Annotated in this window: 19 protein-coding genes and 1 pseudogene; 10 read left to right on the top strand and 10 right to left on the bottom strand. The window is 73.7% G+C overall.

Annotated elements, in window-relative coordinates; all coding sequences use genetic code 11:
- Window positions 1-99: 99 nt before the first annotated feature.
- From AC5677_RS12425 to pgfA, 5 genes are all read right to left on the bottom strand, one after another.
- Window positions 100-1,533 (bottom strand): condensation protein, encoded by a 1,434-nt coding sequence (locus tag AC5677_RS12425; protein ID WP_497195097.1) that lies wholly within the window; start codon window positions 1,531-1,533, stop codon window positions 100-102.
- Window positions 1,530-6,020, bottom strand: coding sequence for an alpha-(1->3)-arabinofuranosyltransferase domain-containing protein (locus AC5677_RS12420; protein WP_497195096.1), 4,491 nt, complete (start codon window positions 6,018-6,020; stop codon window positions 1,530-1,532). Before AC5677_RS12420 ends, AC5677_RS12425 begins: the two co-directional genes overlap by 4 nt.
- A 59-nt stretch (window positions 6,021-6,079) precedes the next feature.
- Complete coding sequence (locus AC5677_RS12415; protein ID WP_497195095.1) at window positions 6,080-6,805, bottom strand: class I SAM-dependent methyltransferase; 726 nt, start codon at window positions 6,803-6,805, stop codon at window positions 6,080-6,082.
- Window positions 6,806-6,812: 7 nt separating this feature from the next.
- Window positions 6,813-8,024, bottom strand: a complete 1,212-nt coding sequence (locus tag AC5677_RS12410) for a glycosyltransferase family 4 protein (RefSeq protein WP_497195094.1) — start codon at window positions 8,022-8,024, stop codon at window positions 6,813-6,815.
- Window positions 8,025-8,237: 213 nt separating this feature from the next.
- Entirely contained in the window at window positions 8,238-9,254 is a 1,017-nt protein-coding gene (gene pgfA / locus AC5677_RS12405; RefSeq protein ID WP_497195093.1) for a cell envelope lipid trafficking protein PgfA, read from the bottom strand.
- Window positions 9,255-9,615: 361 nt separating this feature from the next.
- Between pgfA and AC5677_RS12400 the strand changes: the two genes are divergently transcribed.
- Both AC5677_RS12400 and AC5677_RS12395 read left to right on the top strand, forming a co-directional pair.
- Window positions 9,616-9,801: a hypothetical protein gene (locus AC5677_RS12400; RefSeq protein WP_497195092.1), complete on the top strand. Its 186-nt coding sequence runs from the start codon at window positions 9,616-9,618 to the stop codon at window positions 9,799-9,801.
- Window positions 9,795-11,066, top strand: coding sequence for a PucR-like N-terminal domain-containing protein (locus AC5677_RS12395; RefSeq protein ID WP_497195091.1), 1,272 nt, complete (start codon window positions 9,795-9,797; stop codon window positions 11,064-11,066). Before AC5677_RS12400 ends, AC5677_RS12395 begins: the two co-directional genes overlap by 7 nt.
- Here AC5677_RS12395 and AC5677_RS12390 read toward each other — a convergent pair.
- A complete protein-coding gene (locus AC5677_RS12390; protein ID WP_497195090.1) occupies window positions 11,059-12,003 on the bottom strand; it encodes a TetR/AcrR family transcriptional regulator in 945 nt (314 codons plus the stop codon). The two genes, AC5677_RS12395 and AC5677_RS12390, sit on opposite strands and share 8 nt — an antisense overlap.
- A gap of 171 nt (window positions 12,004-12,174) precedes the next feature.
- Between AC5677_RS12390 and AC5677_RS12385 the strand changes: the two genes are divergently transcribed.
- The gene (locus tag AC5677_RS12385; RefSeq protein WP_497195089.1) at window positions 12,175-13,788 is read left to right on the top strand and encodes an MFS transporter; all 1,614 of its coding nucleotides are present in this window, start codon (window positions 12,175-12,177) and stop codon (window positions 13,786-13,788) included.
- Here the strand turns inward: AC5677_RS12385 and AC5677_RS12380 are convergent.
- Together AC5677_RS12380 and AC5677_RS12375 are read right to left on the bottom strand one after the other, a co-directional pair.
- Window positions 13,781-14,404 carry a mycothiol-dependent nitroreductase Rv2466c family protein gene (locus AC5677_RS12380; protein WP_497195088.1) on the bottom strand — a complete coding sequence of 208 codons (624 nt, stop codon included), beginning with the start codon at window positions 14,402-14,404 and terminating at the stop codon, window positions 13,781-13,783. The two genes, AC5677_RS12385 and AC5677_RS12380, sit on opposite strands and share 8 nt — an antisense overlap.
- A gap of 93 nt (window positions 14,405-14,497) precedes the next feature.
- Complete coding sequence (locus AC5677_RS12375; protein ID WP_497195087.1) at window positions 14,498-14,929, bottom strand: MarR family winged helix-turn-helix transcriptional regulator; 432 nt, start codon at window positions 14,927-14,929, stop codon at window positions 14,498-14,500.
- A gap of 116 nt (window positions 14,930-15,045) precedes the next feature.
- On the opposite strand from AC5677_RS12375, the gene AC5677_RS12370 reads away from it, so the two are divergent.
- The 6 genes and pseudogenes from AC5677_RS12370 (at window position 15,046) to AC5677_RS12345 (ending at window position 22,671) form a co-directional block, all read left to right on the top strand.
- Window positions 15,046-16,068, top strand: coding sequence for an NADP-dependent oxidoreductase (locus AC5677_RS12370; protein ID WP_497195086.1), 1,023 nt, complete (start codon window positions 15,046-15,048; stop codon window positions 16,066-16,068).
- Between the two features lie 306 nt (window positions 16,069-16,374).
- Window positions 16,375-16,803: an organic hydroperoxide resistance protein gene (locus AC5677_RS12365; protein WP_400061119.1), complete on the top strand. Its 429-nt coding sequence runs from the start codon at window positions 16,375-16,377 to the stop codon at window positions 16,801-16,803.
- 324 nt (window positions 16,804-17,127) lie between these two features.
- On the top strand, window positions 17,128-18,126 hold the full coding sequence (locus AC5677_RS12360; RefSeq protein WP_497195085.1) for a LacI family DNA-binding transcriptional regulator: 999 nt from the start codon (window positions 17,128-17,130) through the stop codon (window positions 18,124-18,126).
- A gap of 60 nt (window positions 18,127-18,186) precedes the next feature.
- On the top strand, window positions 18,187-19,776 hold the full coding sequence (locus tag AC5677_RS12355; RefSeq protein ID WP_497195084.1) for a sugar ABC transporter ATP-binding protein: 1,590 nt from the start codon (window positions 18,187-18,189) through the stop codon (window positions 19,774-19,776).
- Window positions 19,766-21,735, top strand: a pseudogene (locus AC5677_RS12350) (ABC transporter permease/substrate-binding protein). The gene AC5677_RS12355 and the pseudogene AC5677_RS12350 overlap by 11 nt, the downstream one beginning before the upstream one ends.
- 24 nt (window positions 21,736-21,759) lie before the next feature.
- On the top strand, window positions 21,760-22,671 hold the full coding sequence (locus AC5677_RS12345) for a ribokinase (protein WP_497196595.1): 912 nt from the start codon (window positions 21,760-21,762) through the stop codon (window positions 22,669-22,671).
- A gap of 56 nt (window positions 22,672-22,727) precedes the next feature.
- Here the strand turns inward: AC5677_RS12345 and AC5677_RS12340 are convergent, their stop codons facing one another.
- Window positions 22,728-23,132, bottom strand: coding sequence for a winged helix-turn-helix transcriptional regulator (locus AC5677_RS12340; RefSeq protein ID WP_497195083.1), 405 nt, complete (start codon window positions 23,130-23,132; stop codon window positions 22,728-22,730).
- A 150-nt stretch (window positions 23,133-23,282) separates the two neighbouring features.
- Here AC5677_RS12340 and AC5677_RS12335 point away from each other — a divergent pair, with 150 nt between their 5' ends.
- On the top strand, window positions 23,283-24,128 hold the full coding sequence (locus tag AC5677_RS12335; protein ID WP_497195082.1) for an SDR family oxidoreductase: 846 nt from the start codon (window positions 23,283-23,285) through the stop codon (window positions 24,126-24,128).
- 147 nt (window positions 24,129-24,275) lie between these two features.
- On the opposite strand, the gene AC5677_RS12330 is transcribed toward AC5677_RS12335, so the two are convergent.
- Window positions 24,276-25,670 (bottom strand): nitrilase-related carbon-nitrogen hydrolase, encoded by a 1,395-nt coding sequence (locus tag AC5677_RS12330; RefSeq protein WP_497195081.1) that lies wholly within the window; start codon window positions 25,668-25,670, stop codon window positions 24,276-24,278.
- Window positions 25,671-25,750: the final 80 nt, after the last annotated feature.

Raw genomic sequence — 25,750 nt, 5'->3', positions numbered from 1 at the left:
GTTGGTTCGCAGTGGTGGGTTGGTCCGTCGTGATGGGGTGGTCCGCCGCGGTGGGTTGGTTTGCGGCGCCGGGGCGGGACCCGGTGTCCGGCCGGGGCGTCATCGGGTGTCCCCTTCGGTGGCGGCGAGGGAGTCGGCGAAGAGGGCGCCGAGCCGGGCGCCGGCCGCCTCGTCCAGGAGGGCGTGCGACCAGCGCAGCGCCAGCTGGATACGGCCGCCGACGGACACGGTGGTGACGGTCAGTCCGCGCGGCATCCGGGCGGGTGCGGAGAACCACACCGCGGTCGGCCGTCCGGCGTCGCCGAAGTCCAGGGGGTAGGGGATGCGGCCGATGTTGGACAGGAGCGTGGTGGAGGTCCAGGGAGCGGCGGCGGTGCGGAGCGTGCGGGCGACGGCGCCGCGGATCCCGATGGGCAGCACCGGCAGGGTCAAGAGGGTTCCGGCGAGGCCGAGTTGGGCGCCCGGGACGGATTTGAGGGCGCGGGTGCGGGCGGCCGTGCGGCGCAGCAGCAGGGCGACCGCGTCGGGGTCGGGCGGATCCGCGGACAGCAGCTCGGCGTCCCGGCGTTCCTCGGGGCCGAAGCCGACCTGGACCAGCCGGGTGCCGTTGCCGATGGGCATCTCGCTGCCGCGCGGCCGGTCGTCGACGGGCATGGTGACGACGACCGGGGCGCCGGTCCGGCCGTGCTGCCGGTTCCAGCGGGCGATCGTGAGGCAGGTGGCGACGAGGAGCTGGTCGTTGACGGTGTACGGGGCCCGGCCGTCGACGCGCGGCGGCCGGGCCGGTACGGGCAGTTCGGTGAGCAGCATGCCGTTGCGGGGGCCGTCGGGCCGCGGGTCCCCGCCGTTCCCGGTGTCGGGGGCGATGCGGGCCGGACGGGCGAGGCCGGGCCCGGCGTCCGCCGTGCGGTCGGCCGGTGCGGCCGGCCGGTCCGTACGGGCCTCGGGGGCGCGTACCGGCGGCGGGGCGGGGGAGTTGTCGGCGCCGCCGTACAACTCGGCGGCGGTGGCCAGTACGCGGAGGCAGGCCGGGCCGTCCAGTGCGGTGTGGTTGATGGTCAGGATCAGGAAGGTGCCGGTGCCGGTGCCGTCCGCCGCGTCGGGACGGCCCTCGATCACCTCGAGCCGGACGGGGGGCGCGGAATCCAGAGGCGGGCAGTCGGCGAGGGCGCGTGCCCGCGCGTGGACGAGGGCGTCGGGGCCGGGGGCCGGAAAGGTGACCGGTTCCCGGTCCGGGGCGGCGGTGAGCTGCCATGCGTAGCGGCGGTGCCACCAGCGGGCCGGGGCCTGCCGCATCAGGATGCGCGGATGGCGGGACAGCGCCCGGTGGAAGGCGGTGCGCAGCCGCTCGTGGTCGATCCGGCCCGGGAGATGCACCTCGATGTGGACGGTCTCGGGTTCGTCGTCCCCGAGGCAGTGCCGGGAGATCTCGTCGACGACGGGGAAGGGGATGCGGGCGGTTGCGGGGCCGGGGCCGGTGGGGGCGTCCCGGTCGTCGGGCTCCTGGCGGGGCGGCTGGTGCAGTGCGGTCATCGTGCGGTCTCCTCCCCGCGGTGCGGCGGCTCGGGCGGCCGCTGTCGGCCGGCCCGGTCGGGGCCGGCGCCCGGCGCCCTGGCCTGGACGGTGCGTCCGACGTCGGGATTCGTGTCGGGCGCCGGCCGTGCCGCGTCCCGCACACGCCGCGGCAGCGGGGGAGGGGACGCAACGGCGGTCGGGCCGGCCGGCGGAGAAGGTGCGGCAGGGGTTGCCGGGGCGGCAGGGCCGGTCGAGGGGGCAGGGGCGGCCGGGGCGCCGGGATCCGTGCGGGTCCCGTCGGCCGGATCCGGTCCGGGCGGCCCCGCCGGCTCGGGCCTTGGCCCGGAGGCCGCCCCCGGCACCGTCACCACCGCCGCCGCCAGCGCCACCAGCGCACATCCCTGTGCCAGGGCGCTGAACGCCCCCTGATCCGCGGCGACCGGCTCCCCCGCCCCGAGGGCCGCGGTGATCCCCGCGGCCGCCATGGCCGAGAACGCCAGCGGCACCAGCAGCCCCGGCCGCAGCCGCGCCGCCACCGCCAGCAGCGGGACGACCACGGCGAACGGGCCCGAGGCCAGGGCCACCACGGCCGTCAGCGCCAGCACGCCCAGCACCCACGACGGCGCGGGCGGCACCACCGGCGCGGGCGGCGGAGTCCGCGGGGCGCGCCGTACGAGTGCCGAGACGAGGAGCAGCAGCACGCCCGCCGCGCCGCCGATCAGGCCCAGGTCGTAGGTGGTGGCCGGGGCGTAGGAGAGCTCGACGGTGCCGCCCGCGCCGGCCGGGACGAGGAACCCCTGCTGCCAGCCGTCCAGGCGGACCGGGTTCAGCGCCCGGCCGTCGAGGGACGCGTGCCAGCCGTCGTTGACGTTCTCGTACATCTGCAGATAGACGGCCGCGCCCGCCCCGACGGAGACCGTACGGCGGTCGCCCGCCCAGTCCTCGGCGGCGACCTTACGGGCCGGCCGTCCGCCGGCGGCTGCCGGGGCCGCCGCTTTCCCCGTGCTCAGCGTGACATCGGTGAGCGCCAGCGGCCCCTGGTCCCCGGCCTCCACCCGGTGCCGGCCGGCTGGCAGGTCCAGCCGCCCGTCGCGCTGTTCGCCGGCGCACAACTCCACCGTGACCGGCCGCCGTTCGGTGAGGTCGCGGATGTGGCCCGAGGCCTTGGTGGCGTGCAGGACGCCGTCGACGGCGAGCATCGGTCCCTGCCCGCAGCCGACCGAGAAGCGTTTCCCGGCGTCGGGGCGCGGGGTGCGGTACGCGTCCAGGGCGGGGAGGTAGACCTCGCTGAGCCCGACCGGCAGTTGCAGGGCCTGGCCCGCGACGGGGTTGTGCAGGGTCAGCGGCTTGACCTTGCTGATGGTGATGTCGAGGCGGTCGGTGGTGATCGGGTCGAAGCGGGCCTGGCCGTTCTCGTCGACCCCTGCGGTGGCGGCGCCGTCCGGGGAGTTGATCAGGATCTGTTCGGGGCGGGTGGAGATGCCGCCGGCCGCGGCCAGCACGATCTGGTCGATCTTCTTCTTGCCGGGCCAGCGGAGATGGAGGGTGGGGCGGTAGCCGGCGATCCAGGCGGTGGTCAGATCGCCGTCGACGAGATTGCGGGGGCTGAGCGACTGGCCGAAGCCGAAGCTGGTGGAGTCCGCGGTGGCGGTGATCCGGTCCTTCTGTTCGGGCGCGATGGCGTCCAGCAGCCGGTCGAGTTCGGGTCCGGGGACGGGCAGCGCCTTGCCGGAGACGGCGTAGGGCGCGCTCGCGTCCGTACGGAACTGGCGGTGCAGGCCGGTTTCGGCGGAGACCGGGGAGAGGCCGCCGGGGTCGCTGCCCCGGTGGAGGGAGAAGGTCCGGGCGGCGGCGTCGGAACGCTCTGCGTCGGCCGGGAGCTGGAGGAGACGGGTGACCTGGACGCCGGGGACGGAGATCTCCCGGAAGCCCGCGCCGGAGAGGCCCGCGCGCGGCGTCTGCGAGCCCAGGATGGTGAGCTTCAGCCATTTCGCGGTTCCGGCGGGCGCCTTGACCTGCTGTTTCGTGCCGTCCGGCCGCAGTGGCACGGTGACGCTGCCGCGGTCGGTCGCCACCCGTACGGACGTCGGCGCGGCCCGCAGCCCGTCGCCGGGCAGCGGGGTGAGGGAGATCGAGGACGGGATCGCGGTGGGCCGGGTGAAGGCGATCCGCACCCACTGGCCCACGGGGTCGCCGGCGCTGCCCTCCGCCCAGGCGGTGCCCGGGTTGCCGTCGAAGGCGTTCACCGGGTCGTACTGGGGGAGGTGGAAGAGCCAGTTGCCGCTGGTGGAGGCGGTGACCGAGGCGGCGCCGCGCAGCACGGCGGTGGTCTGGTGACCGATGCCGGAGGTGGGCAGGATCTGCCGGGGCGGGCGGCCGGGGTCCTGGACGCTGTCGGGGTGGTTGGTCTCCTCGGCCGTGTAGGTGTACGACGTGTTGCTGTTGACCAGGCCGAAGCGGGTGTCGGCGCGGCGCAGTCCGTCGGCGGTCAGCTGGAGCGGCACGGTGCCGAGGCCGGGGTGGTTGTCGCCGGTCAGGACGGTGGGCCGGTCCCGCAGGGCGGGATCGGCGGACAGCTGCAGCAGGGATTCGGGGCCGCCGCTGAGCTGGGCGGTGTCCGCGACGGCCTTGGCGGTGACGGGGCCGGGCGCGGGGGTGTCCGTCGGCCGGTAGATCTCCACGGAGCGCTGCCGTGGATACAGGCCCTGGATCTGCAGCGGCGTCTCGGCGGGGATCCGGCCGCTGGTGGTCAGCGGGCCGAACGCGGCCACCTTGCGGTAGCCGGAGGCCTCCAGGGTGCGGATGACGGTCGCCGGCGGGACGTAGCCGATCTGGTCCGGGTCGAGGTCGTTGCGTACGACCACGTCGTGGAGGCCGGCCCGGCCCAGGAAGTCCCGCAGGCCGGGGACCTGGGCGCCGGTCATCAGGGCCTGCTCGACGGCGTCCAGCGCGCGGCGGGAGCCGGGGGTGCCGAAGGGGACGAAGTCGCGCTGCGCCCAGGGGGATTCGGCCAGGACGTCGAGGGGTTCGTCGATGGGGGAGCCCCAGGTGTAGATGCCGTGGGCGGTGGCGGGGACGACCAGGGCGCGGCTGTGGGGGGTGTGGGCCCGCAGCCAGTGCGCGGTCTGCTCCCAGTAGCCGGGCAGCTTGGTGAAGGCGCCCGGCTGGAGGACGGCGCCGGTGAGGAAGGGGAGGGCGAGGGCCGGCAGGACCACCGCGGCGGTCAGCAGCGGCAGGCCACGGCGGCCGGGGACCCGGCGGGTGCCGCGGCGTTCCGCGGCGGGCCGGGCGGTCCTCGGCGCGGCGAACGGCTGCCGTACGGCGAGCAGATGCGCCAGGCCGAGGGCCAGGGCCAGGGCCAGGCCCGGGGTGAATTTGTAGATGTTGCGGAACGGGCGGAGCCAGCCGTTGAGCCAGTCCTGCCAGGGGCCGTGCAGGGGCCCGCCCAGCGCACCGCCGTATCCGGCCAGGGCGATCAGCGCGACGGTCAGCACGGTCAGCAGCAGCCAGCGGCGCTCCGGCAGATCGCGGCGGGCCAGCCCGGCCAGCCCCAGGGCCGCGGCCAGCGCCGAGCCCAGCACCGCGAAGGCGTTGGCCGTCATGCTCCAGCCGGCCGGCAGCCAGGGTTCGCCGAAGTTGAGGTAGCCGACCCAGTTGCCCGCGCCGCGCAGCAGTTCGGTGGCGGACATGGTGCCGGTGGTGGTGTCCGCCTGCTCGATGAACGGCATGAAGTTCTCGCCGTGGACGCCCAGGAGGAGCAGCGGGACCACCCACCAGGCGGTGGCCAGGACGACGCCGGGCAGCCACCACGCGAGCAGATGCCGGCGGCGGGGCCCCGTACGGGACAGCAGATAGAGGCCCGCGGGTAACAGCGAGGCCAGCGTCGAGGCCGCGTTGACGCCGCCCATGAAGGGGATCAGCAGCGCCGAGCGGGTGGCCGCGATGCGGGCGCCGGTCGCCGGGTTCGTCAGCGGCAGCAGCACCCAGGGCAGCAGCGCGCCGGGGAGCGCGGCGGCGGAGGTGGAGCCGATGACGATGGTGAAGGTCGGCCACAGTGCGTAGCAGGCGGCGGCGAGCAGCCGTGTGGGCGGGGCGCCGAAGCGCAGCCGTTCGGCCAGCCGCAGCGCGCCCCAGAACGCGGCGGTGACGATCAGCGACATCCACAGCCGTTCGGCCAGCCAGATGGGGAGGTGCACCAGATGCGTCAGGCCGTAATAGGGGAGGGTGGGGAAGGCGTAGCCGAAGTACTGGTCGGCGATGCCGCCGAAGCCCGCCCGGTCGTGCCACAACTGTCCCAGGTCGGCGAGGAACCGCCAGGGGTCGCTCGTCACGCCCAGCTTGGTCTCGAAGGTCATCTTGCCCGGTGAGGGGGCCAGGAAGCCGGCCAGGACGAGCGCCCAGAACGCGAACAGCCAGCGCCTGCCGCAGGGTTGGCCCGGTGGCGGGGCGGCCGGGGAGGGCGTGGGTTCGCCGTCGGCCGAGGGCGACCCCGGTGACATGGACATCTGAAGCGTCGGGGGCGACGGGTTCGGCTGGGACGACTGAGATGTCCGGGACGTCTGGGTCATGGCAACCGCCGGAGGATGAGGAGAAGGTTCCAGGTGGCGACTTCCCTCACGCCGGGGAGGCGGGGGATGGTCTCGGCGAGGAACGGCGCATAGCGGGAACGGGCCGAAAGGACGGCGACCTCGTCGCGGGCCCGCACCTGGCGCAGGGTGCGGCCGATGTGGACGGCGAAGAGGTTGACGCCCAGGGTGTGTTTGGCGGGGTGGCCGGTGCGCCGCAGATAGCGGGCGCGGGCCCGTTCGGCGCCCAGGTAGTGCCAGGGCGCGGTCTCATGACCGCCCCAGGGGGAGAGCCAGTTGGTGAAGGAGACATAGATCAGCCCGCCGGGGCGGGTGACCCGGATCAGTTCGCTCAGGAAGGTCTCCGGGTCGGCGACATGCTCCAGCACGTTGGAGGAGAAGCAGATGTCGGCGGCGCCGTCCGCGAGCGGCAGCAGATAGCCGTCGGCGACCACCGCGCCCTCGGGGGCGCGGCCGCGGGCGGTCAGCTCGGCCGTATCGGGCTCGAAGAGCAGGCCCTGGGCGCCGCGCCGCCGGAACTCCTCGGTGAAGTGGCCGCTGCCGCCGCCGACATCGGCGACCACCGCGCCCTTGAGCGGGGCATGGCGTTCCACCTGGTCGGCGGCGTCCCGGGCGAGCAGCGTGTAACAGTGTTCCGGTTCGGTCTGCTCGCGCAGAAAGGCGCGGAAGAGGGCGTAGGACCTGCGCAGCGAGGGGTCACGCACCGGGGCCTCACCGCCCGGGGACGGTGGCGAGGAAGGCCTCCGCGGCGACCGCCCGGAAGCTGCTGACCGTATGGCTCCACCGGAAGCGGGCGGCGCGGGCCTCCGCGGCGCGGCCGAGGGCGTCGCGGCGGCGGGCGCTGAGCGCGAGGGTGCACCAGTGCGCGGCGAAGGCGCTCTCGCCGCGGGCCAGCAGTCCGGTGACGCCGTCCGCCACCGAATCGCGCAGCCCCGGGATGTCGAAGCCGACGGCGGGGGTGCGGCGGGTGGCGGCCTCCATGACCACCAGCCCCCAGCCCTCCACCAGCGAGGGATGCAGCAACAGCCAGGCCGAGCAGAGGAGTTGATGTTTTCGCTGTTCGGAGATGCGCCCGGTGAAGATGACATCCGGGCCGGCCATCGCCGTCAGCCGCGCCCGCTCGGGACCGTCGCCGACGATGACCAGCCGGCCGCCGGTCACCGGCCGGACCCGTTCCCACAGCCGCAGCAGCAGATCGATCCGCTTGTACTCGACGAGCCGCCCCATGGCCAGGAACAGCGGCTCCGGGGACTTGGCGGCGAGCGGTCCCGGCTCCTCGACGCCGTTGTGGACCAGCCGGATGCGGTCCCCCTCCACGCCGAGCCCGCGCAGCGCGGACGCGGTCGAACCGGAGACGGCGACCATCAGATTGCGGCGATGGGTACCGGACAGCGCCCAGTGCTCCAGCCTGCGGCCGAGCCGGGCGGCGGGCCGCGGATAGCGCATCTCCCACAGATCCGTATGGACGTGGTTGACCAGGCACAGGGTGGGACCGCGATGCCACAGCGGCGCGAGGTACGGCATGCCGTTGCATACCTCGACCAGCAGATCGCAGGGGCCGACCCGGCGGGCCAGCTGCCGTGGTGCGCGCAGGAAGTGACCGGCGTCGCCGCCCGCGGAGACCGCCCGGTAGCCGCGTGCGGGGGTGCCTTTCTGCTTGGGGGGCACCGGTCCGCCGCACAGCAGCGTGACCTGGTGGCCGTGCGCGGTGAGCCCGTCGGCGATCTTGTCCACCAGTAGCTCGGAGCCGCCGGCGGCGGGGTTGCCCAGGTCGCGGCGGGCGAGAAAGACGATACGGCGGGGGAGCGGGGGCGGACCGGAGGCGGACGGACCGGAGAGCGACGGACCGGAGAGCGACGGGCCGGGGCGGGGCGGCCCGGAGGGGGACGGGAGGGGCGGGGACGGTTGTACGTGCTGGGGCATGAGTGCTCCAACTCGTCTCAGGGTGCGGTACCAGCGGTGGGGGACGTACTGCGTGCTGAGTCCTGCGGGGCGGTACGGGGACGGCGCAGGGCGGTGCGGAGCGGTGCGGTGGTGCCGGTGTGGGGTGGACAGTTTTCGCCGCGCGGCGCGCCGCGGCTACTCACCGGAGTGACAAAAACCCGGTCCGGTTGGGCTGACGGTTCATCACTTCGCTCAGGACCGGCCGTCCGCCCTCCTCCGGGCCCGTGACGGGAGGCGCCCCCCGCCGCGCACCACCAGCACCACCCCCACCAGCGCCAGCACCCCGCCCGCCGCCGCGGCACCCACCGGCAGCGGCCCGCTCACCAGCGCCAGTTTGTCGCTGTCCGCCCTGGCCAGCCGCACCTGCGCCCGCTGCGTGGCGGGCGTGAACTCGAGATGGTCGCCGCGCAGCAAGGTCACCGCGTCACGCCGGGCGCCGGGCGCCCGCAGCGTCTTCAGCGGCGAAATGGCGGCACTGATGATCCGCCCCGTACGCCGGTCGACGACCAGCTCGATCCCGGAATTGGCGTACCACTCCTCGGCCTGGATCTGCCCCTGCCCCGGACGGCCGACCAGCTTGCCCGGCACCTGTCTGCTGCCGGTCCTGGTGGCCGGCACGGTCCCGGTGAAGCGATAGCCCGCATACCCCTGAACCGTCTTCGTACCGGCGAAGCGGAGCGGGACGGCCGCGCCCAGCGTGTTGTCCCACCACCGATAACTCTTCTTCTGCACATCGAAGGGGAATTTGAGGTACGCATCGCCGTCGAAACGGGTGGGTGCCTCCTGGCAGCAGTGCACCGGGGCGTTGCTGTGCCGGTCGGTGACCCAGCGCTCGGTGGTCCACTGGAACGCCTTGCGCGGATCCTTCAGGGCCAGCGTCTGCGGCGTGTCGACCGTCGTCGACACGTCCCACACCGCCCGGCCGCTCTCCTCGCTCGCCGCGACATCGCCCAGCACATGCCGGGTGATCGTGATCTTCTGCCGCGTCCGGGTCACCAGCGCCCCGGTGTCGAAGTAGCTGCCGGTGCCGGTGAAGACGGTGGTGACATCGACATCGACCGGTGTGACCTTGGCCCGCGGCGTGACGTACCAGGCCAGCAGGGGCGCCAGGACCAGCAGGAACACGCCGGCCCCCAGCAGGACCAGCGAGAGGGGCGAGGCGGTACGGGCGGCGGTGGCCGCGGCGGCGGGTGTGCCGGATTCGGGCATACGAGCACTCCTGGAAGCGGTGAGGGGAACACGCTCTGGTGCACGTGCGGCGGCGCCAACCGATCCGGGGCGCCATGGGCCGGGAACGTAAGGGAACTCTTGACAGCCAGTCAATGCCCTTCCACACTCGGCAGGCACCACGACTGCCGTGGTGCCGCGCTGTGGGACGCGGCACCGTGCAGGACCCGATCCGTACGGCCCGTTCCGTACCCGGCGATCCGTCGGCCCGTTCCGTGAGTGCCGACCCGCACCCGCCGTCCGTACGCGCCGTTCCGTACGCCATGGGGCCGTGCCGTGTGCCGTACCAGCCTCGACGGGGACCGGCCAGGATCCCCGGCCTCGACGAAGGGCTCGCTGCGCCATGCACCGAACGCTCGCCGCCGCACTGACCGCACTGGCCGCCGCGGCCCTCGCCGTCGGCGCCGCGCTCGGCATCGTCGCCGCCCTGGACGCCACCCCCCGGCAGCCCAATGTGCCGCTGGTGACCTTCGACCGGGCCGGCCAACAGGACGCACCGGACACACCGAGGAGGGCCGGGCCGTGGTGACCGCCGTACGCTCCGCCTGGCGGGAGGTCCCGCCCTGCCAGGTGCGCCGCTTCGCCACCCTCGCCCTGGACGAGGTGCCCGCACTGGCCGACGGCATCCTGCGCGAGATCCGTCACGCCTATCCCCAACTTCCGTTGATCCCGGACGAGTTCGGCGAACCGCGTGCCCTGGTAGGCATCCGGCAGTCCCTTGAACACTTCGTCGAGCACATGACCACCGGGCTGGACCGGCCGCACGTCCACCCCCGCGTCTTCCAGGAATTCGGCCGCGGCGAGGGCATCCAGGGCCGCAGCCTGGACGCCCTCCAGGCCATCTACCGGCTCGGCGTCAAACTGGCCTGGCGGCGGCTCGCCGAGATCGGCCAGGAGGTCGCCATCCCGGCACCCGCGATGTACGAACTCGCCGAGTCGGGCTTCGAGTACCTCGACGGGCTGGTCGCCGAATCCGTCCGCGGCTACGCCGAGGCCGCCGCCCGCCAGGCCGGGGAGCGGCTACGGCTGCAACGCCGCCTGATGGAGCAGCTGTTCGCGAGCACCGGCACCGGCCGGGGCGGCACCCGCACGGCCCGCACGGCTCCCGGCGGCGCGGCGGCCCCCACCGCCGCCCGCGGCTCCCTCTCCCCGCTCGCCGAACGCGCCGCCCGCATCGGCTGGCCGCTGCCCGAACGGGTCGCCGTCGCGGTGCTGCTGCGCCCGGCCCGCGAGGCGGTGGCGCCCGCGGTCGCCTCCGACGTCCTGCTGGACATGGAGTGCGAACGGCCCCGGATGGTGGTGCCCGAACCGGACGCCCCCGGGCGGCGCGAGCTGCTGGCCCGCGCGGCGGCCGGCTGGTCGGGCGCGATCGGGCCCGCCGTACCCCTGCTGGACGCCGCCAAATCGCTGCGCTGGGCGGGGGCCGCGGTCGACCTGATGGAGCGCGGACTGCTGCCCGCGGGCGAGCTGCTGCAGTGCACCGAGCACACCGAGGCGCTGGTCCTGCTGCCGCCCGAGGAGCTGATCGAGGACCTCACCCGCCGCCGCCTCGCCCCGCTGGCCCGCTGCGGCCCCACCCACGCCCGCCGCCTCGCCGAAACCCTCCTCGCCTGGCTGGAGACCCGCGGCGGCGCCCCCGAGGTCGCCGCCCGGCTCGGCGTCCATCCGCAGACCGTGCGCTACCGGCTGCGCCAGATCCGGGAGCTGTGGGGCAGCGAGGTCGACGATCCGGACCGCCGCTTCGAGCTGGAACTGGTCCTCCGGGCGCGGAGGTTACGGGGGGAGCTCAGCTAGCGCCCGACGCCGTACGCGTGACCAGCGCCTCCATGCCGTCCAGGAGGCGGGCCAGCCCGAACTCGAAGATGCTCTCCAGGTTCACCGCGTCCTCCGGCATCCCCGCCACCCCCGCGTACATGGGATACGCACCGGACGTCAGGATGCCCTGGAACGCCGGCTCCATCACCGTCATCCACCGGTCCTGGTCCATCCCGGTCTCCTGCTCGGCCTCCAGATCGGCCTCGAAGCCGGCGGCGGTGGCGAGGACGAAGCTCAGCGTCGTGATGGCCATGTGGATCAGCGTCACCGGGTCGATGCCCACGACCCGCGCCATGGTCCATTCGATCAGCGCCATCGCCCGGGGCATCGGCTGCGGCCGGGTGACCGACAGATACTGGGCCAGCCACGGATGCCGCCGGTAGAGCTCCCACTGCAGCCGCGCACCCGCCTCCATCCGGGCGCGCCAGCCGTCCGGCGCCGGATCGGGCAGCGTCACCTCCTGGAACGCCGCGTCCGCCATCAGCAGCACCAGCGCGTCCTTGTTCGGCACATGCCGGTAGAGCGCCATCGACGACACCCCGAACTCGGCGGCGACCCGGCGCATCGACAGCGCCCGCAGCCCCTCGGCGTCGGCGACCTGGACCGCGGCCCGCACGACGCGGTCGCGGCTCAGCCCGGCGTCGCTCTCGCGCGGGCGGCGCTCGCGGGGCGGTTCGGCGCGCGGGGCGCGCGGCGGCTCGGCCACGACCGTGCCCACGCCCGGCACCACCCGTACGACCCCTTCCTGACGCAGCGTCGTCAGCACCTTGGTGGCGGTCGCCATCGCCACGCCCCACTCCTTGGTGATCCGCCGGGTCGACGGCACCCGGTCGCCCGGTGCCAGCTCGCCGGCGTCGATGCGGCGGCGGATCTCGTCGACGATCCGGCGGTAGGGCGGCGGGTCGGACTGTGCCACGGGGCAACCTCCGTACTAGTGCACCAAGGGGGTTCGCAGGCGTCGAGATTAGCAAGCCACCGGCTCCACCTGGGCCTTACGCGCACCAGGTGCACTAGTGTGATGCACCCCCAATTCCCTTGCCCTCCTTGACGTTTGCACGGTAAACGCCAGCTGCTTACGGTGTCACGCATGACGTTTACCCCGTACACATCGAAACCCCTGGCCGGCCGCCGGGAATGGACCGCCCTGGCCGTCCTCCTGCTGCCCGCCCTCCTCGTCTCGATGGACGTCTCGGTGCTCTACTTCGCGGTGCCGTTCCTGACCGCGGAGCTCGAACCCGGCAGCGTCCAGCAGCTGTGGATCCTGGACATCTACGGCTTCGTCCTGGCCGGCCTGCTGATCACCATGGGGGCGCTCGGTGACCGCATCGGGCGCCGCCGGCTGCTGCTGTCCGGCGCGCTCCTCTTCGGCCTGGCCTCCGCGGTCGCCGCCTATGCGCGGAGCGCCGAAATGCTCATCGCCGCACGGGCGTTGCTCGGCATCGGCGGCGCGACCCTGATGCCGTCCACGCTCGCCCTGATACGCAACCTCTTCCACGACGTCGAGCAGCGCGGCAGGGCGATCGCGATCTGGTCGGTGGCGACCACGGCGGGCATCGCCGTCGGCCCGGTGCTCAGCGGCGCGCTGCTGGAGCACTTCTGGTGGGGCTCGGTGTTCTTGATCAATGCCCCGGCGATGGTGCTCCTGCTGGTCTGCGGGCCGCTGCTGCTGCCGGAGTTCAGGAATCCGACGGCCGGGCGCTTCGACCTGCCCGGGGCGTTGCTGTCCCTGCTCGCCATGCTCCCGATCGTCTACGGCATCAAGGAGACCGCCCGCAACGGCCCGGCCCCGCTGCCCGTCATCGCCCTGGTCGTCGGCCTGCTGGCCGCCGCGGCCTTCGTCCGCCGCCAGCGCACCGCCCGGCATCCCATGCTCGACCTGGAGCTGTTCCGGCACCGCGGCTTCAGCGCCTCGGTGCTGATGAATCTCCTGGCGATGTTCGCGGTCGTCGGCTGCGCGGTGTTCTTCACCCAGTTCCTGCAGTCCGTCCGCGGCATGAGTCCCCTGGAGGCCGCGCTGTGGAACCTGCTGCCGGCGCTCGGGGTGGGCGGGATGGCGCCGCTGGCCGGCGTGCTCGCCCGGCGGATGGACCGCGCGTACGTCATCGGCCTGGGGTTCTGCGCGGCGGCCGCCGGCTTCGTCTGGCTGTCCTGGACGGAGCCGGGCTCCGCCCTCTGGTACGTCCTTGTCGCCTCGGCGGTCTACGCATCGGGCCTGGTGATCGTGATGTCGCTGGGCAATGAACTGGCCCTCGGCGCCGCGCCGCCGGAGCGGGCCGGGTCCGCCTCGGCGGTGCTGGAGTCCGGTACCGAGCTGGGCGGTGCGCTGGGGATGGCGCTGCTGGGGAGCGTCGGGAGCGCGGTCTACCGCGCCGATATGGCGACGGTGCTGCCCGCCGGGCTCCCCGCGGCGGCGGCCGACGCGGCCCGCGAGACCCTGGCGGGCGCCGCCGCGGTGGCCGGCCAACTGCCGGGCCGGGCGGGCGAGATGCTGCTGGCCGGGGCCCGCGCGGCCTTCACCGACGGGCTCCAGGCGGTGGTGCTGTGTGCGGCGGGTGTGATGGTGGGTGCGGCGGTGCCGGCCGTGACGCTGCTGCGGGGGGTGCGGACCACGGAGCCGCGGGGGCCGGGAGGGGAGGCGGACGCGGCGGATCCGGCCGGTGCCACCGGCTCCGCGACGGCCGCCTCCGGCGCCGTCAGCTGAAGTCGAACTCCCCGGTACGGGTCCGCTTCAGCTCGAAGAACTTGTCGTATCCGGCCAGGAGGCGGGCGCCGTCGAAGACCCGTACCGCCTCCTCGCCGCGCGGGATCGCCATCAGGACCGGACCGAAGAACGCGACCCCGTCGATGTGGATCGTGGGCGTACCGACGTCCTCGCCGACCGGGTCCATGCCCTCGTGGTGGCTCTTGCGCAGCGCATCGTCGTAGGAGTCCTGCCCGGCGGCGCGGGCCAGCTCCACCGGCAGCCCGGCCTCGGCCAGGGCCTCCTCGATGACGGCCGCGGTGTCCTCGCGGCCGTCGTTGTGGATCCGGGTGCCGAGCGCGGTGTACAGATCGCGCAGCACCTCCTCGCCGTGCTCCTGGGCCGCCGCGATGCACACCCGCACCGGGCCCCAGCCCGCCTCCAGCAGATCGCGGTACTTCTCGGGCAGGTCCTCGCGGCCCTCGTTGAGCACGGACAGGCTCATCACCCGGAACCGCAGATCCAGGTCACGGTGCTTCTCGACCTCCAGGATCCAGCGGGAGGAGATCCAGGCGAACGGGCAGATCGGGTCGAAGTAGAAGTCGACGGAGTGGCGGGCGGGATTCTGGGTCGTCATGCGGATCAGATTAGAGCGCCCCGGAGACCGGCACCTGGGACACTCGCCCCCGGCATTCCTGGGCCATTTCCCGCCCGGGGGTCCGCCCGCGCGCTACTCCGGTGCGATGCCCAGCATCCGCTGGAGCAGCTGCTTGAGCAGCGTGCGCTCCGCGACGGTCAGCTGGCCGAGGGGCTCGCGGGCGAAGTCGAGGGAGGTGCGCAGTCGTTCGGCCGTGCGCGCGCCCTCGGCGGTGGGGGCGGCCAGCTTGATGCGGCGGTCGGCCGGGTCGGGGCGGCGCTCCACCAGGCCGCGGGACTCCAGGCGGTCCACGATCCCCGTGACGTTCGACGGCTCGCACTTCAGCCGCTGGGCGACCTTGCGCATGGGCAGCGGCTCGACGGTGAGCAGGCTGAGCACCCGCGCCTGCGCGCCGGTGAGGGAGTGCTCGGCCGCGGCGTGCTCGTACTCCTCGTAGTACCGGGCGACGACGGTGCCGATCAGGTCGACGACCTCGACGGTCAGGGAGTCTGCGCGCGCTGTCATGACACCAGGATACCCAATTGCTTGACAACATGAAATATCGAGGAGCATCATTGTTTCAGCACATGAAACATCGAGCCTGAGAGATTCGGGCCGAAGCAAGCTGGAGGATCGCGCTCATGTCCGCACTGCCCGCAACCGGCCGCGAATGGCACCTCGTCGCCCGCCCGCACGGCTGGCCCACCCCGGACGACTTCGCGCTGCGCGAGGCCGCGGTCCCCGAGGTCGGCGAGGGCCAGATCCTCGTCCGTAACCAGCACTTCTCCGTCGACCCGTACATGCGCGGCCGGATGAACGACGTGAAGTCCTACGTCCCGCCGTTCCGGCTCGACCAGCCGATGGACGGCGGCGCGGTCGGTGAGGTCATCGCCTCGCGCGCCGAGTCCATCGCCGTCGGCGACCATGTCCTGCACGGCCTGGGCTGGCGCGAGTACGCGGTCCTGGACGCCGAGCGCGCCGCCAAGATCGACCCGTCGCTGGCCCCGCTCACCGCGTACCTGGGCGTGCTGGGCATGCCGGGCCTGACCGCCTACGCCGGTCTGCTGGAGGTCGCCTCCTTCAAGGAGGGCGACGCCGTGTTCGTCTCCGGCGCGGCGGGTGCCGTGGGCAGCGAGGTCGGCCAGATCGCCAGGCTCAAGGGCGCCTCCCGGGTCGTCGGCTCGGCCGGCTCCGACGAGAAGGTCCAGCTCCTGGTGGAGGAGTACGGCTTCGACGCCGCCTTCAACTACAAGAATGGCGACGACGTCATGGGCCAGCTCAGGGCGGCCGCGCCCGACGGCATCGACGTCTACTTCGACAACGTCGGCGGCGACCACCTCGAGGCGGCCATCTCCGCCCTCAACGTCCACGGCCGGATCGCCGTCTGCGGCATGATCTCGATGTACAACGCCACCGAGCCGAGCCCCGCCCCGCGCAACCTCGCCATGGTGATCGGTAAGCGACTGCGTATGCAGGGCCTCCTGGTGAGCGACCACGCCGATCTCCAGTCGAAGTTCGTGGAGGAGGTCTCCGCCTGGATCCGCTCCGGCGAGCTGAAGTACCGCGAGACCAAGGTGTCCGGCATCGAGAACGGCGTCCAGGCCTTCCTGGGCATGCTCCGCGGCGAGAACACCGGAAAGATGATCGTGAGCCTGGAGGGATGACGCCCGAGCGCCTCGCCGCCGGCTGACGCCCTACGCCTTACGGCCGACGGACGACACGCCTGACGGTCGACACACCTGACGGGCGACGGCGAGGCCGCTCAAACCGGCGGGGGCGGGGGTGGGGTGGGGGTGGGGCCCCGGGGGGGGAGGGGAAGCCGGAGGCCGGCGCTCGTCCTCCCGCCCCACCCCCCTCTCCCCCTGTCTCCCGCCCCCATCCCCCCACCCTCTTGCCCCCGCCCGTTAGGCTCAGCGGCAAGCCGTCGCGATCCGTGGGCGCGAGTCGCGGCGAATCACAGGAGGATCTCTATGTCCATCCCGACTGTCGACGTCGTCTACACCGCCGTCGCCACCGCCGAGAACGGCCGCGACGGTCGCGTCGCCAGCGACGACGGCAAGCTCGACGTGGTCGTCAACCCGCCCAAGGAGCAGGGTGGCAGCGGCGCCGGCACGAACCCCGAGCAGCTCTTCGCGGCGGGCTACAGCGCCTGCTTCCAGGGCGCGCTCAGCGTCGTCGCCCGCCAGGAGAAGCAGGACGTCTCCGGCTCCCGTGTGACCGCCAAGGTCGGCATCGGCAAGACCGAGGCCGGCGCCTTCGGCCTCACGGTCGAGATCTCCGCCTCGATCCCCAACGTCGACGCGGACACCGCCAAGGCCCTGGTGGAGAAGGCGCACCAGGTGTGCCCGTACTCCCACGCCACCCGCGGCAACATCGAGGTCAAGCTGACCGTCGCCTGACGCGTCCGCGCGCCTGCCGCAGAGTCCGAAGCCGAGGGCCGCACCCCACCGGGGTGCGGCCCTCGGTCGTGGGCGCGGCGGATCCCGCCCATCGCTGTGACGCAGCCCACATCGGCGATGCCTTGACGGGGCCGCCGTGTAATCGATTACGTAGAGCCTCGCGCAGCAACGTGGAATCGATTACACGCAATCGATCGCGGAATCGATTACACCGCTCGGTTGCAGGGAACGGATCCGAGGACCCACGGCCCCGCAACGGGCCGGACACCCGACGGCCCGGCTCCGCAACGACGCGGACCGCACGAACAGGACGGCAACGGCGCCATGGCGAACATCAAAGAGGTGGCAGAGCGGGCGGGAGTCTCCGTCGCCACCGTCTCCCGGGTCCTCAACGGCCACAGCCCCGTCGCCGAAACCCGGGAACGGGTGCTGGCCGCCGTACGGGAGCTGGGCTACCGCCCCAACAACGTCGCCCGCGCCCTGCGCACCGCCCGTACCGGCGCCCTCGGGCTGATCATCAGCGACCTCACCAACCCCTTCTTCACCGAGCTCGCCGACGCCGTCGAGGACGAGGCCCGCAGCCTCGGCTACAGCCTCGTCATCGGCAACGCCGGCGAACGCCCCGAGCAGCAGGACGACTACATCCGCACCCTGCTCGACCGCCGCATCGACGGCCTGCTGGTCAGCTCGGCCGGCACCGGTTCGGCGATGCTCGGCGAGGTCGTCGGCTCCGGCACCCCGCTGGTCCTCCTCGACCGCACCGTCCCCGGCATCGACGCCCCCTGCGTCCGCGCGGACGGCCGCACCGCCATGACCGACCTGGCCGCCCACCTCGCCGCCCTCGGCCGCCGCCGCCCCGCGATCATCGTCGCCCCGGCCGGCACCCCCACCGGCGACGAGCGCCTCGCACTCTTCCGTACGGCGCTCGCCGCACACGGCATCGACCTGCCCGACGAACGCGTCGGCGCCACGGACGACCTCCAGCACACCGGCGGCCGCCGGGTGATGAGCGACCTCCTCGACCTGCCGCAGCGGCCCGACGCGGTGCTCGCCACCGACAACCTGATGGCGCTCGGCGCGATGGACGAGCTCAAGGCGCGCGGGCTGCGGGTCCCCGACGACGTCGCGCTGGTCTCCTACGACGACGTGCCGTGGTTCGCCCACACCGACCCGCCGCTGACCGTCATCGCCCAGCCCACCCGCGCCCTGGGCAAGGCCGCCGTCCACACGCTGCTCGCGCGCATCGAGGGCCGACCGGCCGACCCGGTGCTGCTGCCCGCCCACCTCGTGACGCGCCGCTCCTGCGGCGAGAGCGCCACCTGACCGGGCCGTACGAGGAACCGGAACCCGAAGGAAGAGACCCCGAAGGAAGAGAGGCAGCGCATGACCGGCGTCAACGACGACGTACCGGACGGCCGCGAACTGCTGCGCGTGGCGGGGGTGACCAAGTCCTTCCCGGGCGTGCGCGCCCTGGACGGCGTGGACCTGACCCTGCGCACCGGCGAGGTGCACGTCCTGCTCGGTGAGAACGGCGCGGGCAAGAGCACCCTGATCAAGATGCTCTCGGGCGCCCACCGCCCCGACGAGGGCCGCATCCTGGTGGACGGCGCCGCGGGTCTGCACGAGGTGCAGATCCGCTCCGCGCAGGACGCCGAACGCCTCGGCATCGCCACCATCCACCAGGAGTTCAACCTCGTCCCCGGCCTGACCGTCGCCGAGAACATCTTCCTGGGCCGCCAGCCGCGCACCGCCCTCGGCCTCGTCGACAAGAAGACGATGCGCCGGCGCGCCGCCGAACTGCTCGAACGCGTACGCCTCGACGTCTCCCCGGACACGCCGGTCGCCGAACTCGGCATCGCCCGCCTCCAGATGGTCGAGATCGCCAAGGCGCTCAGCCTCGACGCCCGCATCCTGATCATGGACGAGCCGACCGCGGTCCTCACCTCCGAGGAGGTCGAGACCCTCTTCGCGATCGTCCGCACACTGCGCGCGTCGGGCGTCGGCATCATCTTCATCACCCACCACCTCGAGGAGATCGGCGCCCTCGGAGACCGCGTCACCGTCCTGCGCGACGGCCGCTCGGTCGCCGAGGTGCCCGCCGCCACCGCCGAGGACGAGCTGATCCGGCTGATGGTGGGCCGCGACATCGCCGAGCAGTACCCGCGCCGCCGCCCCGACGGGCCCGGCGCCCCGCTGCTGAAGGTCACCGGCCTGACCCGCCACGGCACCGCGGCCGGACCGGTCTTCGAGGACATCGGCTTCGAGGTGCGCGCCGGCGAGGTCGTGGGCCTGGCCGGACTGGTCGGCGCGGGCCGCACCGAAGTCGTCCGGGCCGTCTTCGGCGTGGACCGCTACGACGCCGGCACGGTCGAGATCGACGGCAAGGCGCTGGCCCGCGGCGACGTACGGGCCGCGATGCGCGCCGGACTGGGGCTCGTCCCCGAGGACCGCAAGGGCCAGGGACTGGTCCTGGACGCCTCCCTCCAGGACAACCTCACCCTCGCCCGCCTCCACCGCGACACCCGCGGCGGCCTGGTGGACCGGGCCGCCCAGCGACGCGAAGCGGCCGGCGTCGCCGCGCGGCTGAAGGTCCGGATGAGCGGCCTGGCGCAGCACGCCCGCACCCTCTCCGGCGGCAACCAGCAGAAGATCGTCATCGGCAAATGGCTGCTCACGGACACCAGGCTGCTGATCCTCGACGAGCCGACGCGCGGGATCGACGTCGGCGCGAAGGTCGAGATCTACCAGCTGATCAATGACCTGACGGCGTCCGGCCGCGCGGTCCTGATGATTTCCAGCGATCTGCCCGAGGTGCTCGGCATGAGCGACCGGGTGCTGGTGATGTCCCAGGGCCGGCTGGCCGGCGAGCTGTCGGCCGACGAGGCGACCCAGGACGCGGTCATGGAACTGGCCGTCCGGGCGCCCGCAGTCCCCACCCACAAGAGCGCGATGGAGAGCTCCGATGTTCGCTGATACGAAGACGGCCTCCCCCGCCGAGGCGGCGAAAGGGGCACCGGACCGGGACGGCCCCAAGGAATGGTTCGCCCGCGCGGTCCTGCGGAACGGCCCGCTGGGCGGCCTGATCGCCCTGGTCGTCGTCATGGCGGCGCTGTCCGCGGATTTCCTCAACGGACAGAACCTCCTCAACGTCGGCGTCCAGGCCTCGGTCACCGCGATCCTCGCCTTCGGCGTCACCTTCGTGATCGTCGCGGCCGGCATCGACCTGTCGGTGGGCTCGGTCGCCGGGCTCGCGGCCATCGTCGTCGGCTGGGCGGCCACCGACCGGGGCCTGCCCGTCTGGATCGCCGTCCTGCTCGGCCTCGCGGTCGGCGTGGCGGCCGGTCTGCTCTCCGGTGCGCTGGTCGCGTACGGCAGACTCCCCGCCTTCATCGCCACCTTGGCGATGCTCTCCGTCGGCCGCGGCCTGGCCCTGGTGATCTCCGGCGGCTCGCCGGTCCCCTTCCCCGGCTCCCTCGGCGCCCTCGGTGACACCCTCGGCGGCTGGCTGCCGGTCCCCGTACTCGTCATGATCGCGATGGGACTGATCGCGGCGCTGATCCTGGCCCGTACGTACACCGGGCGCGCGATGTTCGCGATCGGCGGCAACGAGGAGGCGGCCCGCCTCTCCGGGATCGACGTCAGGCGCCGCAAGCTGGTCATCTATGCGCTGTCCGGCCTGTTCGCCGCGGTCGCCGGCATCGTCCTGGCGGCCCGGCTCACCTCCGCCCAGCCGCAGGCCGCCACCGGCTACGAACTGGACGCGATCGCCGCCGTCGTGATCGGCGGGGCCAGCCTCTCCGGCGGCTCCGGCAAGGCCTCCGGCACCCTCATCGGCGCGCTGATCCTCGCCGTCCTGCGCAACGGCCTGAATCTGCTGAGCGTCTCGGCGTTCTGGCAGCAGGTCGCCACGGGGCTGGTCATCGCGCTCGCCGTGCTCCTGGACACGCTGCGCCGCCGGAGCGCGCGATGAGCGGCCGCACGGGAAGGACGCGCGGCAGGAAACTGCCGGTGACGCGCCGTACGGCGGCGCTGGCGGCGACCGCGCTGGCCGCGGCGCTCGCCCTCTCCGGCTGCGACCGCGGCGGCCACACGGACCTGGGCCTGGCCCTGTCCACCATGAACAACCCGTTCTTCGTCGGCATCAAGGAAGGCGCCCAGGCCGAGGCGGACGCCCGCGGGCTGCGCATCAACATCACCGACGCGCAGAACGATCCCACCCAGCAGATCAACCAGATGGAGACGTTCACCAGCCAGAACGTCAGGGCGGCCATCATCAACCCGGTCGACTCCGACGCCGCCGTCCCGGCCGTCGGCGTCGCCAACCGCGCGGACGTCCCGGTGATCTCCATCGACCGCGGCGTCAACGGCGGCAGGGTCGGCTCGACCATCGCCTCCGACAACGTCGCCGGCGGCCGCCTCGCCGCCCGGACGCTGGCCCAATCCCTCGGCGGCAAGGGCAAGGTGGCGTTCCTGGAGGGCCAGCCCGGCACCTCGGCCGCCCGCGAACGCGGCAAGGGCTTCGAGGAGGGCATCCGCAAGTACCCCGGCATCCAGGTCGTCGCCCGGCAGCCCGCCGACTTCGACCGCACCAAGGGCATGGACGTGATGTCCAACATGCTCCAGGCGCACCGCGACATCGCCGGGGTGTTCGCCGCCAACGACGAGATGGCGCTCGGGGCGTCCAAGGCGCTGGGCGCCCGCTCCGGCAAGGACGTCAAGGTGGTGGCGTTCGACGGCACCCCGGACGGCGTCACGGCGGTTGGCGCCGGAACGCTGACCGCCACCGTCGCCCAGCAGCCGCAACTGCTGGGCAAGCAGGCCGTGGACTGGGCGCTGAAGGCCGCCCGCGGTGAGAAGCTGCCGCAGACGGTCAAGGTGCCGGTGGTGCTGGTGACGGCGAAGAACGCCGCGGAATTCACGACACACGGGTGAGAGGAAGACATGGGAGAGCGGCGTATGTACGAGGTCCTGGTGGTCGGCTCGGCCAACGCGGATCTGACGGTACGGGTGGAGCGGCGGCCCGGCGCGGGGGAGACCGTGCACGGCACCGACCTGATGGAGTCGGCCGGCGGCAAGGGAGCCAACCAGGCGGCGGCCGCGGCCCGGCTCGGCGGGCGCACCGCCCTGCTGGCGCGGGTCGGCGGCGATGCGTTCGGTGAACTGCTGCTGAGCGCCCAGCGCGAGGCGGGCACGGATGTCGCGCCGGTCATCGTGGACGGGACGGCCCGCACCGGTACCGCGATGATCATCGTCGACCCGGACGGCGACAACAGCATCGTCGTCTCGCCGGGCGCCAACGCCGCCCTCACCCCGGCCGACGTGGCCGCGGCGGCGCAGGTCATCGCCGCCTCCTCGGTGGTCTCCCTCCAGCTGGAGATCCCGATGGAGTCGGTACGGGCCGCCGCCGCGGCCGCCGAGGACGCCGGCACCCGCGTCGTGCTCAACCCCTCCCCGGCGCCCGAGGCGGCCCTGGCCCCCGAACTCCTCGCCGTCGCCGACCCGTTGGTCGTCAACGAACACGAGGCCCGGCAGCTGTCCGGGCTCACCGACGGCAAGCCGGGGGAGTGGGCGCGGGCGCTGCACGCGAAGGGCGCCCGCTCGGTGGTCGTCACCCTCGGGGGCGAGGGGGCGCTGGTGCTGGACGCCTCCGGGGTGAGCGAGGTCCCGGGCGTGCGGGTCAAGGCCGTGGACACCACCGGCGCCGGCGACGCCTTCACCGGGGCCCTCGCCATCCGCCTGGCCCGCGGCGACGCCCTTGCCGACGCGGCCCGCTTCGCCGTGCGCGTCGGCGCCGCCGCGGTCACCAAGCCGGGCGCCCAGCCGTCGTACCCGACGGCGGCGGAGCTGGCGGCGTTCGACGGGGCCTGAGACGGCGGGGCCCCGGCCGTGGTCGCCGCCGGGGTCCTGCCGCGGGCGCCCGCCCGCTACCGGGCCGGGTCGCGGTCGTAGTCCTGCCGGGCCCGTTCGACCTCGCCGAGGTGGGCGTCGGCCCACTCCGTGAGATGGGCGAACAACGGGGCGAGGCTGCGGCCGAGTTCACTGATCTCGTACTCGACCCGGGGCGGGACCTCCGGGTGGTAGGTGCGCACGACCAGGCCGTCGCGCTCGAGTTGCCGCAGCCGCTGGGTCAGCACCTTCGGTGTGATCCTGGTGATCCGCCGTTCCAGTTCCCGGAACCGCTGCCGGCCGTGCGCGTGGAGGGTCCACAGGATGGGGGTGGTCCACCGGCTGAAGACGATGTCCACCACCGGGCCGACCGGACAGGCCTGTTCGGGGTCGGTCGACGAGGGCACGGTCCAGGTTGCCTCGCCGGTCATCTCGACGGTCATAGGGACCCCTTCGGCATAGTCACTTTCCTATAGGTACCTACTATATCGGCGGTGTTAGCGTCACCGGCGTCGCGGCGAGGCCACCCCGCCCCGCGACGTTCCGCCCGCTCGGGCAGGGACAACCACGCTGACGTGACACGGGAGTTGTTCATGATCGTAGTGACGGGATCGACCGGAAACATCGGCCGACCGCTGGTCCGGGCGCTCGCGGCAGCCGGTGAGCAGGTGACGGCGGTGTCCCGGGGGATCTCGGACGCGGCCGTGCCGGAGGGCGTCCGGCACCGGCGCGCCGACCTGACCGCACCGGAGAGCCTCCGTTCCGTTCTTGACGGCGCCGACGCGCTGTTCCTGCACGACGGCGGCGGCAGCGCGCACCCGTTCAGCGCCCAGGACCTCCTCGACGTCGCGAAGGCCGGCGGAGTGCAGCGGGTCGTCCTGCTGTCCTCCCAGGGCGTCGTCACCCGGCCGCGGTCGTCCTCCCATGGGGAGGCGGGACGGTCCCGGGAGGACGCCGTTCGGCGGTCGGGCCTGGATTGGACGATCCTGCGTCCCGCCGGCTTCCACTCCAACGCCTTCGCCTGGGCCGGGCCGGTCCGCGAACGGCGGGCGGTCGCCGCGCCGTTCGGTGACATCGGCCTGCCCACCGTCGACCCCGCCGACATCGCCGACGTCGCCGCCGCGGCCCTGCGCGAGGACGGCCACGCCGGGCAGGCCTACGAACTGACCGGGCCCGCCCTCAGCACGCCCCGGCAACGGGCCGAGGCGATCGGCGACGCGCTCGGCGAGCGCGTCCGGTTCATCGAGCAGACCCGCGACGAGGCCCGCGCGCAGATGCTGGAGTTCATGCCCGCGCCCGTGGTCGAGACCACCCTCGACATCCTCGGCGAGCCCACCCCCGCCGAGCGGGGCATCAGCCCCGACGTCGAGCGGGTCCTCGGCCGCGGGCCGCGCACCTTCGCCGACTGGGTCCGGCGCCATGCCGCCGCCTTCCGGTAGGGCCGGGGCGGACAACGGCCGCCCGGGAAGCGGCGGTTGGCGGTCGGCCGCCGCCCCGCATCCGCCGGACTTCCCGGCCGGGCGGACTGTCCGTGCGGCCGGACGGCCCGCCGCGAGGGGCGGTGGCAGCGAGGGCGGTCGCCCGGTTCAGCCGGTGGGCGCCGCCGGTTCCGTCGCGGTCAGTTCCCTGGGGCCGTACAGGGCGTGCTCCGCGCCGGTCGTCAGCGCCCAGTAGCGGTCGCCGTAGGACCAGTGCCACCACTCGGTCGGGTAGTTGACCAGACCCGCGGCGGACAGTGCGGCGCTCAGCACCCGCCGGTTGGCGCGGGCGGCGGGCGTCAGGCCCGCGGCGCCGGTGTAGCAGGCGCCGCCGCTCTCCTCCGGGGACGCATTGATCGGGGTCCCCATGTCGACATGTCCCCCGTCCGCCGTGACGAGGGTCAGATCCACCGCGCCGCCCGCGCTGTGCGGCGCGATCTCCGGCGGGGACACATACCGGCTGGCGGCCTGATGGAGGCGCGCCGCATCCCAGCCGGGGTGGGCGGCGCGCAGTTCGCCGGCGTACTCCTCGAAATAGCGGCGCTGGAGCCCCGGCGGCCGGTAGCCCTCCAGGATCTCCAGCCGCAGCCCGTCCGGCAGGGCCTCCTGCGCCGCCAGCAGCCGCCGCACCACGCCCTCGCGCAGCCGGGCGAAGGCGCCCCGCTCGTCGTGCCGCCCGTCGGCCACCAGGAGCGCGGGCGCCGCGGTCCGTACGTCCACCAGGGCCTCGCCGCAGTCCCGCACCGGGATCGCGGCGATCGCCGGGTCGGCCATCAGCACGATCCCGTCCCGGGTGTCGGTCAGCACCAGCTCCGACGGGCCATCGGGTCCGGCCGTCGCCACCCGCTCCCCGGTGGGCAGCCAGGCGCCGCTGAGCCCGCACGCCGGACCGGGGCTGCCGACCCCGACGCCGTTGGCGAGCAGCACCTGCAGCCCGGTCTCCCGCGCCAGATCCGCGTACCGGGCCACCCGCTCCGCCGTGCCGTGGAAGGAACTGGCCAGATACACCCGGCAGTTGTCCGCCACGGCCCGCGCCGCGACCTCGGGGAAGTTGTTGTCGTTGCAGGTGGCCAGCGCGAAGCGCACCCCGCCCAGCCAGAAGCGGCCGTCGGATGTCCCCGGCGCGAAGACGTCGTTCTCCGCCCCGAACAGATGCCGCTTGTCATAGCGGGTGAGCAGTGCGCCGTCGGGCCCGTAGACGAACGAGGCGATGGTGGGCGCGGATCCGTCGGCGCCCCGCCCCGGTGCGTTCACCACCGCCGCGACCCCCGACGCCCGGCAGGCCTCCCGTACGGGCGCCAGCCGGGCGTCGTCGTGGGTGACCGTCATCGCCTCGGGATCGCCGGCTATCGCCGCCAGGTCGTAGTGCGTCAGCGCCAGTTCGGCGAAGACCACCAGCCCGGCGCCGCGTCCGGCGGCCTCGGTGACGAGCGCGGCCATCCGCGCGGCATTGGCATCGATATCACCCGGTACGGACGTGAACTGTGCGGCGGCAATGATCATTCGGCCATGATGCCCCGGATTTACGGGATCTGTGCCCGGCGGCGGCGCGCATCCAGATACTGGAGCCGACCACAAGTCGA

The sequence above is a fragment of the Streptomyces sp. JLSY215 genome, assembly GCF_059682825.1.
Note: the sequence above shows the minus strand (reverse complement) of the source record. Positions and strands in the feature narration are given on the sequence as shown.